Here is a 21,761-nt window from a genome sequence, read left to right as displayed (position 1 = left end):
ATTATCTTGGAGTCAGAACATATATTATAGAAGTTTGGTAGGCTCCGGACTTAATAGTTGAAAGTTTTTGCTGATCAAAAGATGCATTATACTGAATGTTAAAATATTGTGGTTTTTTCTTGCTTTTGTTTGCTGTCCCTATAAGATAAGTTTGTGCAGAAGTGCTTATCGGAAGTATGGGGTTGCTATATGTTTTGGAAGCATCGGTAGCAGGTTGCAATTGTATATTTAAAACCGAAAGGTCCAGTGTATTGTTGGCTGCATTTTTAAATTCGGGATCCAAAGCTTTGATATTGACTTCAAAGTCTGTGATGGAATTAATGCGGAGGCCATCCGGGTATTGTGCAGTTACTCCTCTCTTGTAGTCTGCATAGGAGATAAATTCCAATACTCCGTTTTTTGCATTCTCCATAATGGAGATACTGTAATCCGGTTCGGTAGATCCTCCCGTAAGGGTATTGTTGATCTGTATCCTGTAATATACATCTCTGCTCAGGATTGCCTCTCCTTTTTCATTATAAACGGTATACTGGACAGGAAGCCCGTAAACAATAATATTATAGGGGTCTTTATTCTTTAAGAGATCCAGATAATCACCGCCGGCAATCTGAAGTGTATAATAAAGCCGAAACTGCATATATCCGTTATATTGGCTTTGAAAAAATATGGGCGCTTTGGAATTGCGTATCATAAAGACCTCATTGCTTTGCTGCAAAGGAATTAAGGCTGTGGTGGCTCCGATGCTGGATAGATTGACGGACTGTGCATCGTCATGTGTAAACCTGAAACCGATCTTATCTGCCGGAAAAGGCTGGCCGGAAACATTATTGCCGCTTTCAGGTACAATAGGGGCTTTCACCCGGGCTGTTACAGACCAGTTTGGAATATTGATACTTGTGCCGTTATACGAAAAATGAAAAGTATGACTCCCGACTCCGCTATCATATCCGTTATATGAAGTTACATTGTGATATTGTGTGCTGTAAACATCAAAGCGCAACTGTGCCTGACTTTGGAATGGTATATTACCAAAGAGGAGAAATATGATAAGTGCAAACTGAACGTTAATTTGATTTTTCATAATTGAATTCAAGTTCTCCGATTTTTACAGCATCTTTTTCTCCATAGCTGATTAGAACGGAAGCGAGATAGGTTCCGTTCTCGAGTTCTTTAGGTAGGGGAATAGGGAAGATGCGCTTATCCCGTGGCATGGTAAAGAAGTTTGAAGAAGGTAATTCCGTTTTTTTTCCATTTTCCTGATTAAGTAACTCTACTGCAATCTGTCCGTCTGCCCAAATGTTACCTGTATTGCTGAAGTTAAGTTCAAGCGCCTGTGATTCTCCCTTATTATATTTAAGTCCTTCAATCTCAATATCCGCATTGTTTTTACCCGGCAAAGCCTGATATAGTTTAATTCCGGAACGAAGTGCTATACGAATATTAGCTCCTTCTTTGTTAACGCCGGTCTTTGGGTTCATCTGCGTAACAAACATCATGGCTGTACGTACAGGTACTGTATCGAGTGCCACATAATCTTTTGGTACGGAAATGTTAACATTGATCATCTTGGTTTCTTCAGGTTTCAGTGAAAAGTAAATCTCCGGTGTAGAAAGCCATGCTGCACATGATGTGGCTAATGTTCCCTTAGGAAAAGTCTGATTGTCTCCATATGTACTATACTGCCAGTCTTCAAAAGAAACGGCTAGTTCCATAGTATAATCTTTGCTTGGATTGCTGATAGAAATACGCTGTGTCTGTTGCTGGCCGGGACCGGCTACAAAATAAGTCCGCGGAGGGCCTACCGTAATACCTGTCTGAGCAAATACGGATGATGCAGATACCAGTAGCAGTATACTAATAAGCAGATTTTTCATAGTGGTAGGATCTTATAGAATGTCCTAAAATACAAAAAACTACACCAAGTAAGATGTAGTTTTTTGTATTTATAAATGTTCTGAGATTACTCTGCTGTGATTTCATACACAACATTTACAGTGTATGTCGTTTTTTGTTTGTTCAAAACTTTGTCAACATAAGCATTGTTTCCAGCTGCTGCATATGTTACATTTAATGACTCTCCTGAGGTAGCTGTTGACTGGTAAGCATCTTTACCGGCAACAAGATCACGGATATTGTTTGTATACGTTGTTCCTTTTCCTTCAATCTTAACGGTTACAGTGCTACCGTCAATGTTTTTTTCAGCTGCGGTAGTCGCTACCGGATTGTTAACGGATGACTTCGCTTTTATCTTATAACCTCCACCAATGGAAGTAACATATAGTTGATTGTTTACTGTTTTGGATACTCCGTTTTTGTAATCTTCAACTGTTTTGTATTCTAAATTTACAACGTCGTTTGAAGCGCCTTCTCCAAGAGAAATAGATTGTATTGGGTTAAGGATAACATTAACTTTTACTGCTGCTGTTTGTGCTTTTGCTGCTGTTACCATAGCTCCTGTAACTACAAGTGCCAATAAGAATTTTTTCATTTTCGTTTGTTGTTTAAAATTTGCTATGTCTCTGAAAATAAACTATTTGTATTTCTTTGACATGACAAAATTACTATGGAATAACGGATCCAAAAAGATGAAAAAGGAACAAAGAAATATGAAAAACTGTTGTAACACCTATTTTTGTAGACGGGTCTCTACAAAAGAATATTTACTTACTTTCGATGCTGTAGAGAATGGTGTTGGAGTAGGTTGTTTTCTCGTTATTTTTGATGAAATCTATAGCAGATTGCTGCCCTGTACTTTTGTAGATAACATCATAATATGTACCTGTACTTGGGTGGTCGCTACTTATTAAAGAAGCATCTTTAGTACTGAGTTGCTGAAGCTCGGTATGAACAGGAAATGTAGAATTAGTAGGTTGCGCAAAAAGCTCAAGAGAAGGTGATGACACAGATGCAGAAGTACCTGCCTGTTGCTCATTTTCCATGACCTGTACTTTTATAATATAAGGAGTAGTACTCAGTACTGTCAGGTGATTGTTTTGTGTTTTGGAAACACCCTCGCGATAATCTTTTACTGTTTTATATTCAAGGTTAGTAGTGGATTGTTCAGGATTGACGGAGAGGTGCTGTACTTCATGAAGGATAATGTTTAATTGTACAGGTCTGGCCACTTGTGCAAACGCAGTCTCTGCATTTGCAAAACTTATAAATATGAGCAGAAGTACTAACCATTTCATAGGGCCTCCTCAATAGGTGATACTGTAAATTTAACAAATCATACTTTAAAATCCGATTAATTTCTTGTGAAATTACAGGTTAATGAGTACGATCATTAATTTTTGTAATCTTAGTCTTTAGGCGGGTATTGGTTCCGGCGACGGTATATTTTTGGAGAGCAACCCACTTCTTTTGTAAACAGAGAACTGAAATTGTTCTCATCCTTGTATCCAAGCGCATAGGCGATCTCTTTAATGCTTTTTTGTGTATTTATCAATTTACGTTTCGCTTCCTGTGTAATATGCTCGAGAATAATCTCTTTTGGCGTTTTGCCTAAGGCCTGTCTTGTGGCAGCAGTAAGTTTACGGGAACTAACCTGCAACATATCTGCATAAAATTTGACGGATTTCTCTTTTGCAAGATGTTGTTCCAATAACTTCTCGAAATATCTGCTCAGAAATTCTTCAGAATTTTCGCTGTGAATATATTCAATATGATGCGGATTATAGATCATGCCAAGCAATAGTATCTGCTCTAATAAATTATGCAGAAGATCCTGATATATCTTCTCTTTATATTTGTCTCTTATATTATATAACAGATTAATCAGATTTGTAGAATATAAAATTCCTTCTTCAGATAACTGAAATAAATTGATATTCTCTTTGAAGAGTGGACTTTGTGTTAAGAAAAAGGTATCTCTGGATGTCTGAGCATAAAAATCTGCTGTGAAATAAAGGATGTGCATATGTGCATCTCCCTGAGGAACAAAGCGTGTTGCCACATTCGGATTAATATAGGCAAGTGTATGAGGCGCAAGCTCAACTTCTGAATCTCCGATATATAATCTGTAGGGTTTATCCTGAGTCAACAGAATTAGATAGAGATCCCTTCGGATATTATTATACGCTTGGGGAAGATGATTATGTATACTATCTGATAAATGTATTCCGAAATCAATAGGCATAGAACTCATACTTGTGTTACAGTTTTCCATTGACATATAACCACAACCCGAAAAGAGTTTGTACGATACTCATTTTTGTAGTGAATGTTTTTCTGACGAAACGTTGGTAGATGTCTCTGGTATTCCGGATGCTAATATAGCTATAGCGTATGGATAGTACAAGTTTTGACGAGGTTTATAAAGATAATATTTGCAGTATTTTGTGCTTTCTCATAGTCCTGTTTATCAGTTTGATGTTAACTGAAAAGATGTGTGATTTAGGTTTAAGTTTATTAGCTTTTTCTTTCGTATGTTTTTGATATATAGATGTTTGTGTTATTTTTTAGTTTGGTTGTAGAGTTTAGATGTAAATAAGTCCTGTCTATTTATTTGAAAAAAACGTACCTGCTTGTTGAAAAGAATTGTATTTTTACGGTTTATTGGGATAGGAATGGTGCCTTGGACTGATTATTGCTGTGCCAAAGCATTATAAAAACTTTTTAATACCATATCAATCTTTATTCAACAGAATATATGAATATCAATTTTTCGAGAGCTTTTTTCTTGTCGCTGTTTCTTCTTACCCTGGTCGGTATGTTTTCCTGTGGATCGCGCAAAGAGATAATTTATCTACAGCCTGACTCTACTCAGATCAGTACAATTTATCAACAGCATATCCCGAAAATCCAGCCCAACGATATTTTGGCAATCTCTGTTTCTGCTGCAGATATAAAAGCTACTTTGCCATTTAATCCGCAAAACGTATATCAACCAACAGCAGGAACAGCAACGGATATGGCTTTTAAACCCACCTATACTGTAGATGATAACGGAGATATTGATTTTCCGGTATTAGGGAAGCTTAAAGTAGGAGGACTAACACGTCTGGAAGCAATGGATCTGATCCGTCAGCGATTAAAGACCTATATACTGGATCCGGGTGTAAATATATCCTATAGTAATTTTAAAGTAACCGTAGTTGGCGAAGTCGCTAAACCCGGAACATATACGTTAAATAATGAGCGGGTAACTATATTTGAAGCCTTAGGACTAGCCGGAGATATGACTATGAAAGGAATGCGAAATAATGTACTGGTCATCCGGGAGATTAATGGAGCTAAGACTATGAACAGAATCGACCTGACAAAACAGGATGCCCTTAATTCGCCTTTCTATTATCTCGCTCAAAATGATGTGGTATATGTAGAGCCCAACGGTTCTCAGATCAGAAATGCAAACTATGGACAAAATACAAATATCATTATCTCAATTGCGGGATTAATTATTACCATTATATCCGTTATTGTACGTTAATATTATATGACTCCAAAACCCAACCATACTCTGCCTAATGCTTCTATGGAAAGCGAGGGAGAAGAATTAAACTTAAAAGCCCTATTTGAGCAGTATCTGTATTACTGGAAATGGTTTGTTATTTCCGTATTTGTAGTTCTTGCACTTGCCTTTTTGTATCTTCGCTACACCCCTAAACAGTATGCGGTTGATGCAAAGATTCTTTTACCGGATGAAAAGAGTGCAAAAGGAGAATTGGCCGGGTTATCTGATCTGGCTGAAATGGCTGGTTCATCAGCTACTTCCTCACAGGTAATGGATCAGATCGATGTCCTGAAATCCCGAAGATTAGTAAGTAAGGTCGTAGATAGATTAAATTTATCTACTAATTACAGTGTTAAAGGACGTTTGACCTCTCAGGATATCACAGAGCAACAGTCTCCATTTAAATGGGTGCTGTTAAATCAATCCTCAGAATACAGGGATTCAGTTAGCGGAAGCTTCATTGTAGAAGTATTGTCAAATACTAAATTTTCACTGAAGAATCTTAAAACAAAAGAAGTGGGAACCTTTGATTTTGGAAAGAAAATTAAAACTACTATCGGAGAGGTCTTGCTCGTTCCAAATGGTAATCAATTAGATCAGGCTAAGGATTTATCCTATGGAATCACTATCATACCAAAAAAGAAAATGGTACTGGATCTGATTAAGGGAATTAATATTACCCCTAATCCGGAAAAGCAATCCAATATTATCAACTTTTCCATGACTGCTAATTCAAAAGAAAAAGCAGAACAAATTGTTGACGAACTGATCAATCAGTATAATACGGATCTGACAGAGGATAAACATAAATTGACTCGTGCCACTTCTAAATTTATAGGAGATCGTCTGGCTATCATTACGGGAGATCTGATCGGTGTAGATAGGGAAGCCGAAAAATTCAAGGAAGGAAACCGACTGACGGATGTAGAGGCTGAAGCAAAGTTATATTTGGAGACTGCCAGTGAATCTGATAAAAAGGTAATGGAGCAGCAGACGCAATTAGGCCTGGTGGATTTTATGAAGGAATCAATTCAGTCTAATAATACAGAATTGTTGCCTACTAACGTAGGATTACAGGATGTGTCGATAGAAAAGACAATCGCTGAATATAATAAGATGGTATTAGAGCGGGATGATCTGTTAAAGTCTTCAACTCCTGAAAACCCTGTAGTAAAGAATCTGAATGATAATATCCGCGTACTCAATAATAACCTGCTTCGTTCCTTAAATAATTACAGAACCTCCGTTCAACTTTCACTAAACGCTGCAAAAGGCAAAAAATCAGAACTGCAGGGTAAATTGAGTAATCTGCCTCAACAGGAAAGAGGCTATCGCGATATCTCCAGACAACAACAGATTGTAGAATCGCTTTATCTCTTCTTATTACAGAAAAGAGAAGAAAACGAGATCAAAGCTGCTGCGACTCCTGATAATCTGAAAATAATTGATAAAGCATTTGGTTCGGACATTCCTGTTGCTCCTAAAAAGAGTATTGTATTGCTTGGGGCACTGGTATTAGGAATATTACTTCCTTTCGGGGTGCTCTACATCAAATTTTTGATGGACAATAAGGTGCATTCAAGAAAAGATATAGAAGAGAAGTTATCAGCTCCTATTCTAGGGGAAGTACCATCTGCTAAGGATCCCATCATCAGAGAAAATGACCGTAGTTCACTTGCGGAGGCCTTCCGGATTTTACGAACCAACATTTCCTTTATGTTGGGAAATCGCAAGGGAAGTTCTTCAGTTATGTTTATTACCTCTACTACATCGGGAGAAGGTAAATCCTTTGTGTCGACCAACCTTGCACGTATCCTGGCTATGTCTGGTAAGAGTGTGGTATTGATCGGAGCTGATATACGTAGTCCGAAGGTATTGGATTATTTAGGATTATCGCACCTTCAGCATACCAATATCGGAATTACGCAATTCCTCATAAATCCGGAGATGCCTATTGATAACATTATTATCAAAAAGCCCGGATCTTACGATTTTGATGTCATTTATTCCGGATATGTAGCTCCTAACCCCGCTGAATTACTGATGAACGGACATTTTAATGATGTGATCGAATATTGCAGAACACATTATGACTATGTACTGGTGGATACAGCTCCTGTGAGCTTAGTAACAGATACGTTATTGATTGCTGATAATGCCGATCTTACCATTTATGTGGCCCGGGCCAATTATCTGGATAAGCGTTTGCTAAATGTTCCAAAAGAGCTGTATGAAAAAGGCAAATTGAAGAATATGGCTGTAGTAATCAATGATGTGGACTTTGCCAGAGGTTACGGCTATGGCTACGGTTACGGCTACGGATATGGAGATACTGGTGAAGTGTCTTTACGTAAACGCTTGAAAAATCTGATTTTCGGAAAAGATAAGAACAGAATTTAATGAACTCTATTCTATAAAAGATGATAAGAGCGGGATGTTAAAATTGACATCCCGCTCTTATTTTTTGGTACAAGATCTGGGTTTATCTTGTATATTTGAGAAACACTTATTTTATATTATATGAAAAGACTTTCCATAGTATTAGCTTTTGTCTGTATGAGTGTTGCGGTACATGCGCAATATAAATCGAAGATCGAATTCGGAGTCAAGGGGGGATTAGCTTTTCCTACTTTTCAGTTTTCAGAGGGCGGAAATCCGAGGACATATTTATCCGGTTTTGTCGGAGGTTTTGTAGATCTGCCTGTTGCACAATATTTTTCAATTCAACCGGGTGTTTCACTGGTAGGGAAAGGGTATAATGACAAATTTTTCGAGAGTGAAACCAGTTACGGTAACCTGAAGACCAGACTTTGGGTAGTTGAAATCCCTCTTCATATCGTTGGTAAGATGTTGATCGGAAATGATCAGTTGCAATTTGGTGCCGGCCCTTATATTGGATTTAACCTTTCGGGAAAACAAAAGTTTGAAGGTCAGAGTGATGTTTATAAAAGCGGAAACATTGATTTTGACTTCAATGGTAAAGAAATGAAAAGACAGGATTATGGAATTAGCCTGATGGCTAATTATAAGTTTGAAAATGGCTTACTGGTTAATATGGGCTATGGTCTGGGCTTATCTAATTTATACGGAAGTAATATCGACAATACAGCCAAAAACAGAGTATTATCGCTTGGTGTGGGAATTCAATTATAAAAGATGAACTGTCTCCTGGTCTATTGGACTACAGGAGACAGCTTATTTATTCGCCGATAGCGTAATATTTAAAACCTAATTCTTCAAGTTGCGTCCGGTTCAGTAATTTTCGCCCGTCAAATACAAAGGCCGGTTTTTTCATAAGGGTCTTTATTTGTGCCCAATCATAGTCTTTGAATTCATCCCATTCCGTCAGGATGGCCACAGCATGTGCTTTATCTGCAGCTTCTGTCGGGTTTTGTACCACTTTTACCAGGCGTCTGTTTTCTTCAGGGCTACGGGTATTGAGGTAATCCAGATCGGCATATATTTTCTCCGCAGAGACCTTCGGATCAAAGACAACAATTTCAGCTTCTTCATTTAAAAGATAATCTGCCACATAGATGGCTGCAGATTCGCGGGTATCATTGGTGTCTTTTTTGAATGCCCAACCATAGAATGCAATTTTCTTCCCGGATACTGTGTTGTAAAGCGTTTGGATAATGTGGTCTGCAAATCTTCGTTTCTGATGATCATTCATCAGAATGACCTGTTCCCAATAATCAGCTACTTCATGTAGATTATAGCTTCTTGCAATATAGACAAGATTAAGGATGTCCTTTTGAAAACAAGATCCTCCGAAACCTACAGAAGCCTTTAGGAATTTGGACCCAATTCTGGAGTCCATGCCAATTGCTTTGGCAACCTCATCCACATTTGCTCCAGTTTTTTCACATAGTTCTGAGATAGAATTGATGGAGGAAACACGTTGTGCCAGGAAAGCATTGGCTGTAAGTTTTGAAAGCTCAGATGACCATAAGTTAGTGGTAATAATCTTGCTGCGATCTACCCATGTGGCATAGATTTCAGCAAGAGCTTCTATTGCTTCTTCGTTTTCGCCACCTATCAATACACGATCCGGATGTAACAGATCCTGTACGGCAGTACCTTCAGCCAGAAACTCAGGATTAGAGAGGATATGGAAATTTACTCCGTTACCGGTATTTTCCAGTATGTTTTTTAAAGCAGCAGCAGTACGTACAGGCAAGGTAGATTTTTCCACTACAATCTTGTCCGCTGTCGCTACTTCCGCAATCTGACGAGCGCAAAGTTCGATATATTTAAGATCGGCAGCTTTCCCTTTACCCTTTCCATAGTTTTTAGTAGGGGTATTGACCGAAATAAAGATCATGTCGGCTTCATCTATAGCCTTGTTCACATCTGTTGAAAAGAAAAGATTACGTCCGCGGGCTTCCTGTACAATAGCAGCCAATCCCGGCTCAAAGACAGGGAGATTATCCGGATTTATATCATTCCAGGCTTCAATACGATTGCTGTTCACATCGACAACAGTAATTTGAATGTCCGGGCATTGTTTTGCAATAACGGACATAGTAGGACCTCCTACATAACCCGCTCCGATACAACATATTTTCTTAACTCTTCTTTTCATACTTATGAATTGTGATGCAAAAATAAGGAATATTAACGGCAAATCTATTTGGTAAAGTCCCGGAAACGTAAGGTTTTTCTGTAATGTGTAAGCATAATCAGAAACTATAAATTTCCCTGGCCACTAAAGTATTTGCTACTTTGTTGCAAGTAATCATTTTGTCTACTCAATCCTATTGCCTAATTTTACTAACACAAAAGGAAGATGCTGTGATTAAAAAGGAAACGATAGATAAAGTGTTGGATACGGCCCGTATTGAAGAGGTCGTGGGAGATTTCGTAGACCTCAAAAAACGGGGAACTTCTCTGATCGGAAATTGTCCTTTTCATAATGAGAAAACACCTTCTTTTCACGTATCTGTAGCTAAAGGTATTTACAAGTGTTTTGGTTGCGGGGCGGGTGGTGATGCACTGAAGTTTGTGATGGATCTGGAGAAATATTCCTATCCGGAAGCTATCCGTTATCTCGCAAATAAATATCATATCGATGTCGAAGAACAGGAGCGTAGTCCGGCACAAATGGCGGCACAGGACAAACGTGAAAGTCTGTATGTGCTGAGCCAATGGGCAGGTAAATTTTTCAAGGACAATATGTGGCAGACAGATATGGGACAATCCATTGGTCTGGCTTATTTCAGGGAAAGAGGATACCGGGAAGATATTATTAAGAAGTTTGAACTCGGATATTCTCCGGATCAGTGGACAGCTCTTGTCGAAGCGGCCAAAACTGCTGGTTTTCAGGAGGAATATCTGAAAGAAATCGGACTCACTATACAACGGGACGACGGCAGTATGTACGATCGTTTCCGGGGAAGAGTTATGTTTCCCATTCAAAACCTTACAGGGCGAGTCATTGGTTTCGGTGGCCGGACACTGAAAACTGAAAAAAGTGTTCCGAAGTATGTCAATTCTCCCGAAAGCGAAATCTATCATAAATCGGATGTACTTTACGGACTCAACTTTGCAAAGAAGGCCATAGTTGATGCAGATAACTGTTATCTGGTAGAGGGATATGCAGATGTATTGTCTGTGCATCAGGCAGGTGTGGAGAACGTTGTGTCTTCCTCCGGTACTTCACTTACATCCGGGCAAATCAGGTTGATTTCCAGGTTTACAAAGAATGTAACTATTCTGTATGATGGTGATACAGCCGGAATAAAGGCCTCACTGAGAGGAACAGACATGTTGCTGGAAGAAGGACTGAATGTAAAAATTCTTCTTTTTCCGGACGGGAATGACCCCGATTCTTACGTACAAAAATTCGGATCAGATGCCTTCAAAAAATATATAGCCGATCATCAGGAAGATTTTATTTTTTTTAAAACAAATATCCTCCTTAAGGATGCCGAAAATGATCCAATAAAGCGTGCCGATGTTATCCGGGATGTCGTAGAAAGTATTGCTCTGATACCGGATGAGATCAAGGTCGCTGTATTTATACGTCAGTGTAGTAACCTGCTCGATATAGAAGAACGGGTATTGCTTTCCGAACTGAATAATATCCGGGTTAAAAAGGCAAAGGATGCGGATAAGAAAAATCAGCGTAATCCATCTGTTTCTTCGCCTCCTTTTTCTCCGTCTGAGGGAGACGGGCCACCTGCGGATTTCTTTATGACAGATGAGGAGCGGGGTGGTCCGGCTCCGGAACCCGAACATAAAATCACTCCTGAGATTCTTCAGGAGCGTGAAATCATTCGCATACTTCTCAATTATGGAGATTATCTGGCAACCTGGGAAGGCGACGGAGATATTCCTATTGCTCCATTGTTACTCGGTAGTATCGATGATGTAGAATTCGAAGATAAGCCAAGTGCTTATATCCTTGGTGTATATAAAGAATATGCGGAAAGATTTGAAATCCCTCAGGCTAAACAGTTTTTTTCTCATGAGGATAGGCTGGTTTCCGACCTTGCCATTACCTGTGTTGCCTCACCATATAATCTAAGTCCTAACTGGAATGACGATAAGCGAAAGATCTATGTCACACAGGAGTATGAATTGCTTAAAAATCTGGTAATACAGGCGATTTATCGCATCAAAAAGCGTAAAGTAGAATCTGAAATGCTCAGAATCCGTGAAGAGTTAAGGACAGAGCAGGATCAGGCTAATCTGGAGATACTATTGAGTAAATATCAGAAATTGAAAGAGGCGGAACGCGTACTGGGAGATTTTCTGGGCAATACTATTGTGAAGTAATATGGCAAAGCATCTGGAACAAGGAAAGAAGGGAGAGCAAATGGCTTTATCTCATCTGACTGCCTTGGGATACCAGATTTTAGCCCTTAACTGGAGGACTGGAAAACTGGAAGTCGATATATTGGCTTATGATGGTGATATTCTTGTTTTTGTAGAAGTGAAGACACGATCTTCGATTGCTCATGGTGAACCTGCTGATTTTGTAGATATACAGAAACAACGAAAATTGATTCGTGCAGCCCGGGCCTGTATAGAAGAGCGAGGGCATCAGGGAGATATACGCTTTGATATTGTGTCTGTTTATCTGGGTGAGCCTGCATATATCCATTTGATTAAGGATGCATTCTGGAGTGAATAATGAGTATCGAGATATACGATTTGTCCGGCTGGCCCGTAATGAAGTAGGAGCGAGGTAAATCTGTTTCAGTATCTTCTCAAGAAAGATGGAGAGTTAAAATATGTTATTGTGCTCCGGGAAATAAAAAAAATCCTTAAAATTGACAAATCGGAAGCGTATTTTAAGTCATATTGTTTCCGTAACTTTGAGTAATGAGGATACATTTTCGGTACAGAAAGCCGTAAATTGTATTAATAATTGTAGGAATAAATGAAAAAAATTATTGGCGTTTTTGCCGTTGGAGCAATGCTGCTAAGCAGTTGTTTTACAAAAAAAGGGAAGCTGGAGTTTGTATCTCCGGAATCCGGGAAAGTAGTTATTCTGGGACAGAAAGTAAATCTGAAGCTTAATTTTGCTTCTGCAGCTCTGGACTCTGTGGTCTATTCCGTGGATGGAAATATAATTGGCCGCAAACAGGATACCAGCAGCTTAGTTGTGGACTCTCAGACAATCGGATTAGGGAATAAAAATCTGACAGCCAAGGTATACGCAGAAGGTAAAGAAGATATGGCTTATTCCAATGTCCTTATTGTTCCGGAATCTGCTAAACAATATGGATTTGAAATCATTAATACATTTCCTCATGATACCTCGGCCTTTACTCAGGGACTCGAATTTGCAGATGGCATTTTTTATGAATCTACAGGCCGTTATGGTCTTTCATCCTTAAGAAAAGTTGAAGTCAATACTGGTAAAGTACTGAAAAAACTGGATCTGGATTCTAAATACTTTGGTGAAGGGATGACAATATTCGGCAATAAAATAGTATTGCTGACCTGGGAAAATAATATGGGTCTTGTATTTGATAAAGCTACTTTCAATCAGACCGGAACTTTCAATTATGAAAACAGTAAGGAAGGCTGGGGGCTTACAAACGATGGTCAGCGCCTGATCAAATCTGACGGAAGTAATAAATTGTACTTCCTGAATCCAGAGACTTACAAGGAAGAAGGATCAATCGGTGTATACGATGAGAACGGTGCGGTAGAGCAATTGAATGAACTTGAATATATAGATGGGAAGGTATATGCTAATGTCTATCAAAAAGACATAATCGTTATTATAGACCCAAAAACCGGGGCTGTGACCGGACAAATAAATCTGGTAGGTATGTATACCAACCCTCAGCGTCAATCTTTTGATAACGAATTAAATGGTATCGCTTATGATAAAGCTGGAAAACGTCTTTTCTTAACGGGTAAAAAATGGAATCAGCTATTTGAAGTAAAATTAGTAGAAAGATAGTTTATAACTATATTGAGTATAACAACAAAGGTCTCTTTTCGAAAAGAGACCTTTGTTGTTTATTATTAAATCAGATTGTGCTCCATAGCGGTTTTAATCAGCGCAGCCATATTCTTTGCTTTAAATTTGCTCATCATCCTCTTTCGATGAGTTTCGATAGTCAGCGGACTGAGGAACAATTCATCCGCTATTGTGGTCGTTGTCTTCCCCAGTGCAATGTGTTGTAAAATTTCTTTTTCTCGTTTTGTAAGCTTTGGAAGTTCGATCAGGTCATGAAGATGAGGTCGTGCTATGATCTCTTTGACATCTGAGCTGAAGGTTACTTTTCCGCTGAGTGCTTCATTAAGCGCATTTTTCAGTTCATGCAAATCAACATTTTTGAGGAGGTAACCTACAGCTCCGTTTTGGAGCATCTGAAGGATGATACTTCTTTCAATATGATTGCTGATGGCAATTATTGCAGCATCCGGTGCTACCTTTTTGATTTGAAGGCATAAATCTATCCCGCTGATATCAGGCAGGCTTATGTCTAAGAGTACAATATCCACAGGCTCTGTTTTGACGAAAGTCAGAAAATCATAACCATGTGTGAAAGTCCCGGCAATTGTATATTCCGGATTGCTCTCAATCAATCTGCTCAGACCTTCTAAAACGATGAGATGATCATCAACTATTGCTATCTTAATTGTTTTTTCAAACATATACTTCAATATTTACAGTGGTTCCTTCTCCTGTAGAAGATTCAATGTCAATATGACCATTCAAGAATCCCACTCTGTTTCGAATATTAGTAAATCCCATGCCTTTGGCGTTATCAAGGGTTTCTGTTTCAAATCCTTTTCCATTATCTTCCACGGCAATAGAGAATATCTCACCTTCCTGGCTGCACTGTACCAGTATTTCTGTCGCTTCGGCATGTTTAAGCGCATTATTTAGCAATTCCTGTATAATGCGGTAGATATATAGTTGCGTCTGCTCTGGAATATCTTTACGAATGCCGTATGCCTGATATGACACCATTATCTGTTCATGTGGTATGGTTTCGCAGAGATCCTTGATGGCCACTTCTAGTCCAAACTTAATCAGATTGGCGGGCATCATATTGTGTGCTATATGCCGCAGTTCGGATACGGAATTGTCGAGTTGCCTAATCACGGGAATAAGATCTGATACATAATCCTGATCTGTGCTTTCGGCTATTTTTCCGGACAAACTCATTTTTATACCGACCAAAGCTCCGCCTAATCCATCGTGCAGGTCTCTTGCCAGCCGCTGTCGTTCTATTTCCTCTCCGGCCATGAGTGCTTTTCCATAGCGGATTTTTTCTGTAAGCTGAATATCCTTAAGCTGCTGAAGATGATTGTTCTCTTTTTCGATCAGGAGTTTTTTATTGTTTCTGTAATATAAAAAAGAAATACCGGCAACGACTAATAAGAGCAGGCAAGTAATTAAGAGCGACCAGCTTGTCAGCTTGCTGTTCCGGGAAGAAAGTTCTGCTTCCCGCTTTGAAGCTTTAAGTTCTCCGATCTGCTTCTCTTTCTCTACAGTTCTGAACTTTGTCTCCAGTTCGTTTATCTTAATATTTGTCTCACTGTTATGAAGGCTGTCTTCGAAGAGATTATACTTTTTTAACCATTGGAAGGCTTCTCCTGTATTGTTTGTCAATTCATTGATCCGTACCATCTGATTATAGATTTCCTTTTTCGAAGAGAGATCCTGCAGTATTATATTACCAGGCTGACTTAAAGCCGTCAATATTTGTTTGGCCTCCGGATATCTTTTTTGTTCGACCAATACTTCATATTTCCTGAAATTTAGCATTTCCCTTAGGTGGAATTGATTGTTTCTTTGTGTAATTTCAATTCCTTTTTCGAGATTTTTTAGAGCTTCACCAAAATTTTTGTTGTATAGATAATAGGAACCGGCCTGATAATAATAGTAGGAGGCATTGACGGATTCCGGATATATCTTTAACAGTGATGCGGCTTTGTCCAGCAGTTTTTTTGCATTTGAAAAATCTTTGAGCTGTATATAATTTTCGGTACCGGTTAGATAAGACAACAGTAAAGTCGGAGATTTTGGATCTTTCTTTTCCAGAAGTTCAATCGCTTTCTTGTTGTATATCGCTGATTTATCAAATTGCCTGCTGTACATCATTATAGCTCCAAGTTGTGCATAATAATGTGCCCTCTTTTCATAATCTTCTGTTTTATCTGCTAAGGGAATAGACTTATTGAGTAAGATGTCAGTGACAAAGGTATCTCCTTTTTGTTCCCTTACCATAAGGGCATAATTATACCAGCATGCAGCACGGAGCAGATTTGCTTTCGGATGATTGTAAGCAGCTATTATCTTTTCACTTTTTAAGTAGGCATTGGCTGCCAGAGGTTTATTCCAATTGTAATAATGCTGACCCAGATAAAAATAGTAAAGTCCTTCCAGATACCTGAATCTGCTATCAAATTTTCCCTCTTTTGTGATTATTTGTTTTCCTTTTTCAAGTGCTTCTCTGCTTTGTAAAGTGTCCTTAAATCTCCAATAATCCGATATGAAAAAGTAAGTATTAGCTTTTACACTATCCGATTTGGTATTCGAAATTACGGTTTGCATACTGTCCAGAAACTTTTTCTCATCCATATGAGATAATATCTGTTGGGACCGGGCGGTAAACCAGCACATTAACATGAGTAAGAAGGTTAAAAATGTCCGGATATGCATAGGATTCAATGTTTTGATAGCAGAAGTATATTTACCTCAGTTCCTAATGTATAGATTTTTTAGAAATATCGGAATTATTAGAGTCAAAATTACCTGTTTGCAGGTATGAAATTTTACTGTTTTCAGGGGATTTGAAAAGGGAGCTTCGCGATCTAAATTTGTATATAACTCTCAATTATAAACCATAAACGAATGAAAAAGAATCTATTAAGTTTTTTGATTCTAATGTTTTTAGGATCTGCAACAGTACAGGCACAGGGTTTTCTGGATAAATTGGATCGTGCTTTGGATAAAGTAACCAAAGCCTCAAACTCAGCAGAAAAGGCGGCAAGTGCAGCCGGAAAAGTAAAAAATTCGGGAAATTCACTTCTTCAAAAGTCAAATACCGAAACTAACGGAGACCTCAACAAGACAACTATTAATATTGTGGGCACAGATATGGCTACTTTACGGAAGCTTAATGCTGCTATTGAGACCTGCGATATTGTGACAGATGCAAAATTGAAGTATAGTAGTAAAAAATCGTCGATAGAAGTGTTTCACAATGGTTCTACAGATGAGTTGCTGGAAGCTATCCTGAAGAAGGAAACCGGAATATTTACAGATAAGAATATAGAAGATTTGAAAGATGGCACTATTCAGGTCAATCTGATGCCACAAAAGTGATGATATTATTACAAAGACGCTATCCGGAAACTTCCCGGATAGCGTCTTTGCCGTGAATTAAGGGAGTACAGTTTTCGGAGGTATAGAAAACTCAATTTTATCCTGCAGAGGTACATATGGAGTTTCTGCCTGCTCTTCCAGTCGGTCTGTAAACAATATTCCATAGAGATGATCTACTTCATGCTGAAAGATCACAGCGGTAAATCCTTCAATATTTTCTTCGATTATATCACCGGTTTTATTTACGTATTGCAGGCGGATAGCATAGCTTCGTAATACATCTTCTTTTCTGGACGGAATAGACAAACAGCCTTCCGCTCCCTTGCGTGTGAGCTTGGACCGCCAGATAATTTTCGGATTCACATAGAACTCAAAAGGAGTATCTTTTTTGTCAAATCGCTGTACCCAGATTGCATTTTTATTGATTCCTACCTGTGGAGCAGCAATACCTACGCCTGAATGATCCGGGTCATTGACGGTGGCATACATACGTTGGGATAGTAAATCTAATAAAGGATCATCATACTTTATATCTTGAGAAGGAGCCTTTAAGATCTCCAGGTCATTCGGCTCAGTCACTTGTAATACATACATTATTTGTGAGGCAGTACCTGTATTTATTTTCTTTTTCTCAGCTTCGGTGAAGCCTTTTGCTGCGTTTTTGTTCACAGGTCTTTCATTTTTTGGTCCAACATATTTCTTTTCACCAGCTTCTACAGCCAGTTGCAAATGGTTTTCTGCAGGAGGTTGGGGACATCTGTATCCGTTGCTATAGGCACAATACGGGTTATATGCTTTATTGAAGTCGATCTCAATACTTTTGTTTTTAATATTTTTACTATCCAGATCGATATACCGACCTCCTTCATATGTCTGATTACCATTTGTCTGATCTAAAAATGGTAAAAATAAATGATCTTTATACGCAGGATTTTGAAATAATGCTGCACTTTGGTAAGCTGTAAGAGTTACTTTCTCGTTTTTAAGTGTAAAATGAAGCAATGCATATCTCTTATACTCATTACTGGTACCATCGTAGGTTGGCATACGAAAAGTAGGTTCGTTAAACAGGATTTCCACTGTGGCAATGACTTTATATTGCTGATCGGGTTCAAAATAGCGCAGATTAGCAATATCCTGCGGACGAAGCGGGCCAAATTGTTCTTTCGCCAATGCTGTCTGCTGATCTGATCTGAATTTGCTGATTGTAGAACTGTATGTCTGACCAAATGCCATCACACTTATCCAGCATAACACAACAGTCACAAATGTTAATTTCATATACAATTTGTTTTTAATAGCTAAATGGAATATCCTGTCTTCATTTGTTATGCTATACGGATATTTCATTTGGATTTTTTTAATATAGTCTAGCAAAATTATAGATTTTCTCTTGTATAGCTATTAATCTTTTTGTCATTTTGGAATAGTACTTTTGTAAAAACGAACAGATATGCGGTTAATGGCATTTGATTACGGGACCAAAAGAATAGGAATTGCAGTGACGGATCCTTTGCAGATTGTGGCAAATGCACTCACAACTGTGCATCCTGATGAAATTGTTGATTTCCTGAAGAATTACCTGCAAACAGAACAGGTGGAAACATTTGTAGTAGGCAAACCCAGACAAATGGATGGCTCAGACTCGGAGTCAGCCTCCCATGTGATCGGTTTTATCCGTTTGCTGAAAAAGCAATTTCCCGCAATTCCGGTTGCGGAAGTGGATGAACGCTTTACCTCAAAAATGGCTTCTGCCGTGATTGCTCAGAGCGGTATGAAAAAGGGAAAACGTCAACAAAAAGGACTGGTAGATACGATATCCGCGACAATAATACTACAGTCGTACATGGATAGCAGAAGTTTTTTATAAGATTTAAAATAATACAACATGAAGAATATTAATTTCTTTGCAGAGGATACTGATTTCAAACCTAAGGAAAAACAGAAGATACGCCAGTGGATAGCTGATACAATCAAGTCTGAAGGCTTTAAACGTGTGGGAGAATTAAATTTTATATTTTCTTCAGATGCCTATCTGCTAGAGATCAATAAACAATACCTGAATCATGATACCTTTACAGATATTGTCACTTTTGATAGTTCAGAGGAAGAAGATACGATTGCCGGAGATATTTTTATCAGTATCGAAAGGATTCAGGATAATGCAGAAAAATTTAAAGTGGCTGAGCGGGACGAATTACATCGTGTGGTGATACACGGCGTATTGCACTTATGTGGTTATCATGATAAGAAAGCGGAAGATAAGAAGCGTATGACTGAGAAGGAAGATGAGTATCTCTCAAAGAGAACTTTTTAAAAAGACTTTTTCTATAGTATCGTTCTTCACATTTTCTTAACAATGTGCTGATTTTGGGTTTATGCAGCAAATGTATTTTTGCGGAAACGCAAAATAGCTGTTATGAAGAAAATTTCGACATTTTTAACTTTTTTATCCATACTCTCAACCTTGCATGCGCAGGATGTGGTGAGAGGAACTGTATTTGCTGATGCCAATAAAAATGGTGTGCGTGAGCAGAAAGAGGCCGGCATAGCCAATGTGTCTGTCAGCAATGGTGTACAGGTAGTGAAGACCGATGCTAAAGGTAAATATGAACTTCCGTTGGGTAAGGATAATATTATTTTTGTTATCAAACCAACAGATTACAGCATCCCTGTCAATGCTAATAATCATCCTCAGTTCTATTATATACACAAACCGGAAGGAAGCCCGGCCAGTAAATATGCAGGTGTGGCTGCTACAGGAAAATTATCAAAACCGGTAGATTTCGCTTTAATTCCGGCAAAAGAAGACGTCAATTTCTCTGCTTTTGTTTTTGGGGACCCGCAAGCTTATACGCTGGATGAGCTGGAGTTTTTCAAAAAAGGTGTGATCGATCAGATCGGTGATAAGCAAATTGCAAAATTTGGTATCAGTCTGGGAGATCTTGTCGGTGATGATCTGAGTTTGCATCCGGCATATCAGACAACAATTGCCAAAATGGGCTTGCCCTGGTTTCAGGTCATGGGTAATCATGATATGAATTATGACGCTACTGCAGACTCTCTTTCTGATGAATCATTCGAAGCGACTTTTGGTCCTAATAATTATTCCTTCAATTATGGAAATGCTCATTTTATAGTACTGGATGATATTCTGTATCCGCATCCTGCAAAAGGGAAAGGCTATCTGGGTGGATTCCGGAAAGAGCAGCTGGATTTTGTAGAAAATGATCTTAAGTTAGTGCCAAAAGACAGACTTATCGTACTGGCATTTCATATTCCGTTGCTACTGGAGCATGATGATGTATTTCGTGTCGCAGATCGTCAACGATTATTTGATCTGTTAGCAGAGTTTCCGCATACACTTTCTTTGTCTGCGCATACCCATTTCCAGACTCAAAATTTCTACGGTGAGAAAGACGGATGGAAGCAGTCTAAGCCTCATCATGAATATAATGTGGGAACAACATCCGGAGATTGGTATTCCGGAATTAAAAACGAACTTGGAGTACCTGTATCTACTATGCGTGACGGAACACCAAAGGGATATGCTGTATTGAATATCAAAGGCAATCAATATACATTTGACTATAAAGTAGCAGGGAAGGATCCGCAATATCAGATCGCTATCTACGGACCTGAAGTTATTGCACAGAAATACTCCGGGCGCTACCCGATTTATGCCAATTTTTTTATTGGTCGTAAAGGAGATAATGTGCAGTACCGAATTGATGACGGAGTATGGAAGGCAATGGAGTATGCTGAAGAGGCAGATCCGGCTTATGTGTATTCGGTGAGCAGCTATGATCTGGCAAAAGAGTTGTTGGATGGAAGGAGACCTTCTGATGGGATCTCTTCCACACATCTCTGGAAAATGAAATTACCAAAGCTAAAGGCCGGAAATCACAAAATTGAAATTCAGGCTGTGGATATGTTCGGAAGAACACATACGGGAGTAAAGGAAATAAAAGTAGAGGCTTCTAAATAGATTAGTCACGTATTTCCAATAAAAAAATCCTTCCCGATTCCGGGAAGGATTTTTTTATTTTCTTTTCAGTCTGTAGACTAGAATCTTTCGAATTGAGAAAAGAAGAAGTTTCCTTCGATTTCAGCATTTTCATCAGAATCAGATCCGTGGATTGCATTTGCATCAATAGATTTTGCGTATTTATTACGGATTGTTCCTTCCGCAGCCTGAGCCGGGTTAGTCGCACCGATAAGTGTACGGAAATCTTCAACTGCATTGTCCTTTTCCAGGATAGCTGCAACGATTGGTCCTGAAGTCATAAAGCTGACCAAATCACCATAGAAAGGACGTTCTTTGTGTACTGCATAAAAATTTCCTGCAGATTCATTAGTCAATTGAATGTATTTCAATGCTACGATTTTGAAACCGCCTGAAATGATGTCGTTTAAGATCGCGCCGATGTGACCATTTGCTACTGCATCTGGTTTGATCATCGTAAAAGTTCTGTTAGTTGCCATTACAATATTAAAATT

Annotated in this window: 20 protein-coding genes; 10 read left to right on the top strand and 10 right to left on the bottom strand. The window is 38.6% G+C overall.

Features of this window, described 5'->3' with window-relative positions; genetic code table 11:
- Position 1: 1 nt before the first annotated feature.
- The 5 genes from HMPREF0766_RS12985 to HMPREF0766_RS12965 all read right to left on the bottom strand — a co-directional run bounded on the left by HMPREF0766_RS12985 (position 2) and on the right by HMPREF0766_RS12965 (position 4,168).
- Positions 2-1,081 (bottom strand): hypothetical protein, encoded by a 1,080-nt coding sequence (locus tag HMPREF0766_RS12985; RefSeq protein ID WP_002997973.1) that lies wholly within the window; start codon positions 1,079-1,081, stop codon positions 2-4.
- Entirely contained in the window at positions 1,065-1,874 is an 810-nt protein-coding gene (locus HMPREF0766_RS12980; protein WP_002997971.1) for a fimbrial biogenesis chaperone, read from the bottom strand. The genes HMPREF0766_RS12985 and HMPREF0766_RS12980 overlap by 17 nt, the downstream gene beginning before the upstream one ends.
- Positions 1,875-1,960: 86 nt before the next feature.
- Positions 1,961-2,488 carry a hypothetical protein gene (locus tag HMPREF0766_RS12975; RefSeq protein ID WP_002997970.1) on the bottom strand — a complete coding sequence of 176 codons (528 nt, stop codon included), beginning with the start codon at positions 2,486-2,488 and terminating at the stop codon, positions 1,961-1,963.
- Positions 2,489-2,660: 172 nt separating this feature from the next.
- On the bottom strand, positions 2,661-3,191 hold the full coding sequence (locus tag HMPREF0766_RS12970) for a hypothetical protein (RefSeq protein WP_002997968.1): 531 nt from the start codon (positions 3,189-3,191) through the stop codon (positions 2,661-2,663).
- Positions 3,192-3,301: 110 nt separating this feature from the next.
- A complete protein-coding gene (locus HMPREF0766_RS12965) occupies positions 3,302-4,168 on the bottom strand; it encodes a helix-turn-helix domain-containing protein (RefSeq protein WP_236590631.1) in 867 nt (288 codons plus the stop codon).
- A 483-nt stretch (positions 4,169-4,651) separates the two neighbouring features.
- On the opposite strand from HMPREF0766_RS12965, the gene HMPREF0766_RS12960 reads away from it, so the two are divergent.
- The 3 genes from HMPREF0766_RS12960 (at position 4,652) to HMPREF0766_RS12950 (ending at position 8,608) form a co-directional block, all read left to right on the top strand.
- A complete protein-coding gene (locus tag HMPREF0766_RS12960; protein WP_002997964.1) occupies positions 4,652-5,431 on the top strand; it encodes a polysaccharide biosynthesis/export family protein in 780 nt (259 codons plus the stop codon).
- A gap of 6 nt (positions 5,432-5,437) precedes the next feature.
- A complete protein-coding gene (locus HMPREF0766_RS12955; RefSeq protein WP_002997962.1) occupies positions 5,438-7,855 on the top strand; it encodes a GumC family protein in 2,418 nt (805 codons plus the stop codon).
- 120 nt (positions 7,856-7,975) lie between these two features.
- Positions 7,976-8,608: a porin family protein gene (locus HMPREF0766_RS12950; RefSeq protein WP_002997960.1), complete on the top strand. Its 633-nt coding sequence runs from the start codon at positions 7,976-7,978 to the stop codon at positions 8,606-8,608.
- A 46-nt stretch (positions 8,609-8,654) separates the two neighbouring features.
- On the opposite strand, the gene HMPREF0766_RS12945 is transcribed toward HMPREF0766_RS12950, so the two are convergent.
- Positions 8,655-10,040: a nucleotide sugar dehydrogenase gene (locus HMPREF0766_RS12945; RefSeq protein WP_002997958.1), complete on the bottom strand. Its 1,386-nt coding sequence runs from the start codon at positions 10,038-10,040 to the stop codon at positions 8,655-8,657.
- Between the two features lie 143 nt (positions 10,041-10,183).
- Here HMPREF0766_RS12945 and dnaG point away from each other — a divergent pair, with 143 nt between their 5' ends.
- The 3 genes from dnaG to HMPREF0766_RS12930 all read left to right on the top strand — a co-directional run bounded on the left by dnaG (position 10,184) and on the right by HMPREF0766_RS12930 (position 13,877).
- On the top strand, positions 10,184-12,235 hold the full coding sequence (gene dnaG, locus HMPREF0766_RS12940) for a DNA primase (protein ID WP_002997955.1): 2,052 nt from the start codon (positions 10,184-10,186) through the stop codon (positions 12,233-12,235).
- 1 nt (position 12,236) lies between these two features.
- On the top strand, positions 12,237-12,593 hold the full coding sequence (locus tag HMPREF0766_RS12935) for a YraN family protein (RefSeq protein ID WP_002997953.1): 357 nt from the start codon (positions 12,237-12,239) through the stop codon (positions 12,591-12,593).
- Between the two features lie 249 nt (positions 12,594-12,842).
- Complete coding sequence (locus tag HMPREF0766_RS12930) at positions 12,843-13,877, top strand: glutaminyl-peptide cyclotransferase (RefSeq protein WP_002997952.1); 1,035 nt, start codon at positions 12,843-12,845, stop codon at positions 13,875-13,877.
- A gap of 65 nt (positions 13,878-13,942) precedes the next feature.
- Here HMPREF0766_RS12930 and HMPREF0766_RS12925 read toward each other — a convergent pair whose 3' ends face one another.
- On the bottom strand, positions 13,943-14,578 hold the full coding sequence (locus tag HMPREF0766_RS12925; RefSeq protein WP_002997950.1) for a response regulator transcription factor: 636 nt from the start codon (positions 14,576-14,578) through the stop codon (positions 13,943-13,945).
- Positions 14,571-16,514, bottom strand: coding sequence for an ATP-binding protein (locus HMPREF0766_RS12920; RefSeq protein WP_169311213.1), 1,944 nt, complete (start codon positions 16,512-16,514; stop codon positions 14,571-14,573). Before HMPREF0766_RS12920 ends, HMPREF0766_RS12925 begins: the two co-directional genes overlap by 8 nt.
- A 273-nt stretch (positions 16,515-16,787) precedes the next feature.
- On the opposite strand from HMPREF0766_RS12920, the gene HMPREF0766_RS12915 reads away from it, so the two are divergent.
- Entirely contained in the window at positions 16,788-17,261 is a 474-nt protein-coding gene (locus HMPREF0766_RS12915; protein ID WP_002997946.1) for a hypothetical protein, read from the top strand.
- 57 nt (positions 17,262-17,318) lie between these two features.
- Here the strand turns inward: HMPREF0766_RS12915 and def are convergent, their stop codons facing one another.
- Positions 17,319-18,542 (bottom strand): peptide deformylase, encoded by a 1,224-nt coding sequence (gene def, locus HMPREF0766_RS12910; RefSeq protein WP_236590632.1) that lies wholly within the window; start codon positions 18,540-18,542, stop codon positions 17,319-17,321.
- A gap of 172 nt (positions 18,543-18,714) precedes the next feature.
- Here def and ruvX point away from each other — a divergent pair, with 172 nt between their 5' ends.
- From ruvX to HMPREF0766_RS12895, 3 genes are all read left to right on the top strand, one after another.
- Positions 18,715-19,131 (top strand): Holliday junction resolvase RuvX, encoded by a 417-nt coding sequence (gene ruvX / locus HMPREF0766_RS12905; RefSeq protein ID WP_002997942.1) that lies wholly within the window; start codon positions 18,715-18,717, stop codon positions 19,129-19,131.
- An 18-nt stretch (positions 19,132-19,149) separates the two neighbouring features.
- On the top strand, positions 19,150-19,578 hold the full coding sequence (gene ybeY / locus HMPREF0766_RS12900; RefSeq protein WP_002997940.1) for an rRNA maturation RNase YbeY: 429 nt from the start codon (positions 19,150-19,152) through the stop codon (positions 19,576-19,578).
- 102 nt (positions 19,579-19,680) lie between these two features.
- Positions 19,681-21,249, top strand: a complete 1,569-nt coding sequence (locus HMPREF0766_RS12895) for a calcineurin-like phosphoesterase C-terminal domain-containing protein (protein WP_002997938.1) — start codon at positions 19,681-19,683, stop codon at positions 21,247-21,249.
- 77 nt (positions 21,250-21,326) lie between these two features.
- Here HMPREF0766_RS12895 and HMPREF0766_RS12890 read toward each other — a convergent pair whose 3' ends face one another.
- Entirely contained in the window at positions 21,327-21,746 is a 420-nt protein-coding gene (locus tag HMPREF0766_RS12890; protein WP_002997935.1) for a nucleoside-diphosphate kinase, read from the bottom strand.
- Positions 21,747-21,761 lie beyond the last annotated feature (15 nt).

It is taken from the genome of Sphingobacterium spiritivorum ATCC 33861 (genome assembly GCF_000143765.1).
GTDB classification, from domain to species: domain Bacteria; phylum Bacteroidota; class Bacteroidia; order Sphingobacteriales; family Sphingobacteriaceae; genus Sphingobacterium; species Sphingobacterium spiritivorum.
Note: the sequence above shows the minus strand (reverse complement) of the source record. Positions and strands in the feature narration are given on the sequence as shown.

Bases quoted from the DNA above. Each gene is read 5' to 3' on its own strand.
- HMPREF0766_RS12920 (WP_169311213.1), bottom strand. From the start codon at position 16,514: ATGGATGAGAAAAAGTTTCTGGACAGTATGCAAACCGTAATTTCGAAT.
- ruvX (WP_002997942.1), top strand. From the start codon at position 18,715: ATGCGGTTAATGGCATTTGATTACGGGACCAAAAGAATAGGAATTGCA.
- HMPREF0766_RS12960 (WP_002997964.1), top strand. From the start codon at position 4,652: ATGAATATCAATTTTTCGAGAGCTTTTTTCTTGTCGCTGTTTCTTCTT.
- HMPREF0766_RS12965 (WP_236590631.1), bottom strand. From the start codon at position 4,168: ATGGAAAACTGTAACACAAGTATGAGTTCTATGCCTATTGATTTCGGA.
- def (WP_236590632.1), bottom strand. From the start codon at position 18,542: ATGAAATTAACATTTGTGACTGTTGTGTTATGCTGGATAAGTGTGATG.
- HMPREF0766_RS12895 (WP_002997938.1), top strand. From the start codon at position 19,681: ATGAAGAAAATTTCGACATTTTTAACTTTTTTATCCATACTCTCAACC.
- HMPREF0766_RS12950 (WP_002997960.1), top strand. From the start codon at position 7,976: ATGAAAAGACTTTCCATAGTATTAGCTTTTGTCTGTATGAGTGTTGCG.
- HMPREF0766_RS12890 (WP_002997935.1), bottom strand. From the start codon at position 21,746: ATGGCAACTAACAGAACTTTTACGATGATCAAACCAGATGCAGTAGCA.
- HMPREF0766_RS12945 (WP_002997958.1), bottom strand. From the start codon at position 10,040: ATGAAAAGAAGAGTTAAGAAAATATGTTGTATCGGAGCGGGTTATGTA.
- HMPREF0766_RS12935 (WP_002997953.1), top strand. From the start codon at position 12,237: ATGGCAAAGCATCTGGAACAAGGAAAGAAGGGAGAGCAAATGGCTTTA.
- HMPREF0766_RS12925 (WP_002997950.1), bottom strand. From the start codon at position 14,578: ATGTTTGAAAAAACAATTAAGATAGCAATAGTTGATGATCATCTCATC.
- HMPREF0766_RS12980 (WP_002997971.1), bottom strand. From the start codon at position 1,874: ATGAAAAATCTGCTTATTAGTATACTGCTACTGGTATCTGCATCATCC.
- HMPREF0766_RS12915 (WP_002997946.1), top strand. From the start codon at position 16,788: ATGAAAAAGAATCTATTAAGTTTTTTGATTCTAATGTTTTTAGGATCT.
- HMPREF0766_RS12975 (WP_002997970.1), bottom strand. From the start codon at position 2,488: ATGAAAAAATTCTTATTGGCACTTGTAGTTACAGGAGCTATGGTAACA.
- HMPREF0766_RS12985 (WP_002997973.1), bottom strand. From the start codon at position 1,081: ATGAAAAATCAAATTAACGTTCAGTTTGCACTTATCATATTTCTCCTC.
- HMPREF0766_RS12955 (WP_002997962.1), top strand. From the start codon at position 5,438: ATGACTCCAAAACCCAACCATACTCTGCCTAATGCTTCTATGGAAAGC.
- HMPREF0766_RS12930 (WP_002997952.1), top strand. From the start codon at position 12,843: ATGAAAAAAATTATTGGCGTTTTTGCCGTTGGAGCAATGCTGCTAAGC.
- ybeY (WP_002997940.1), top strand. From the start codon at position 19,150: ATGAAGAATATTAATTTCTTTGCAGAGGATACTGATTTCAAACCTAAG.
- HMPREF0766_RS12970 (WP_002997968.1), bottom strand. From the start codon at position 3,191: ATGAAATGGTTAGTACTTCTGCTCATATTTATAAGTTTTGCAAATGCA.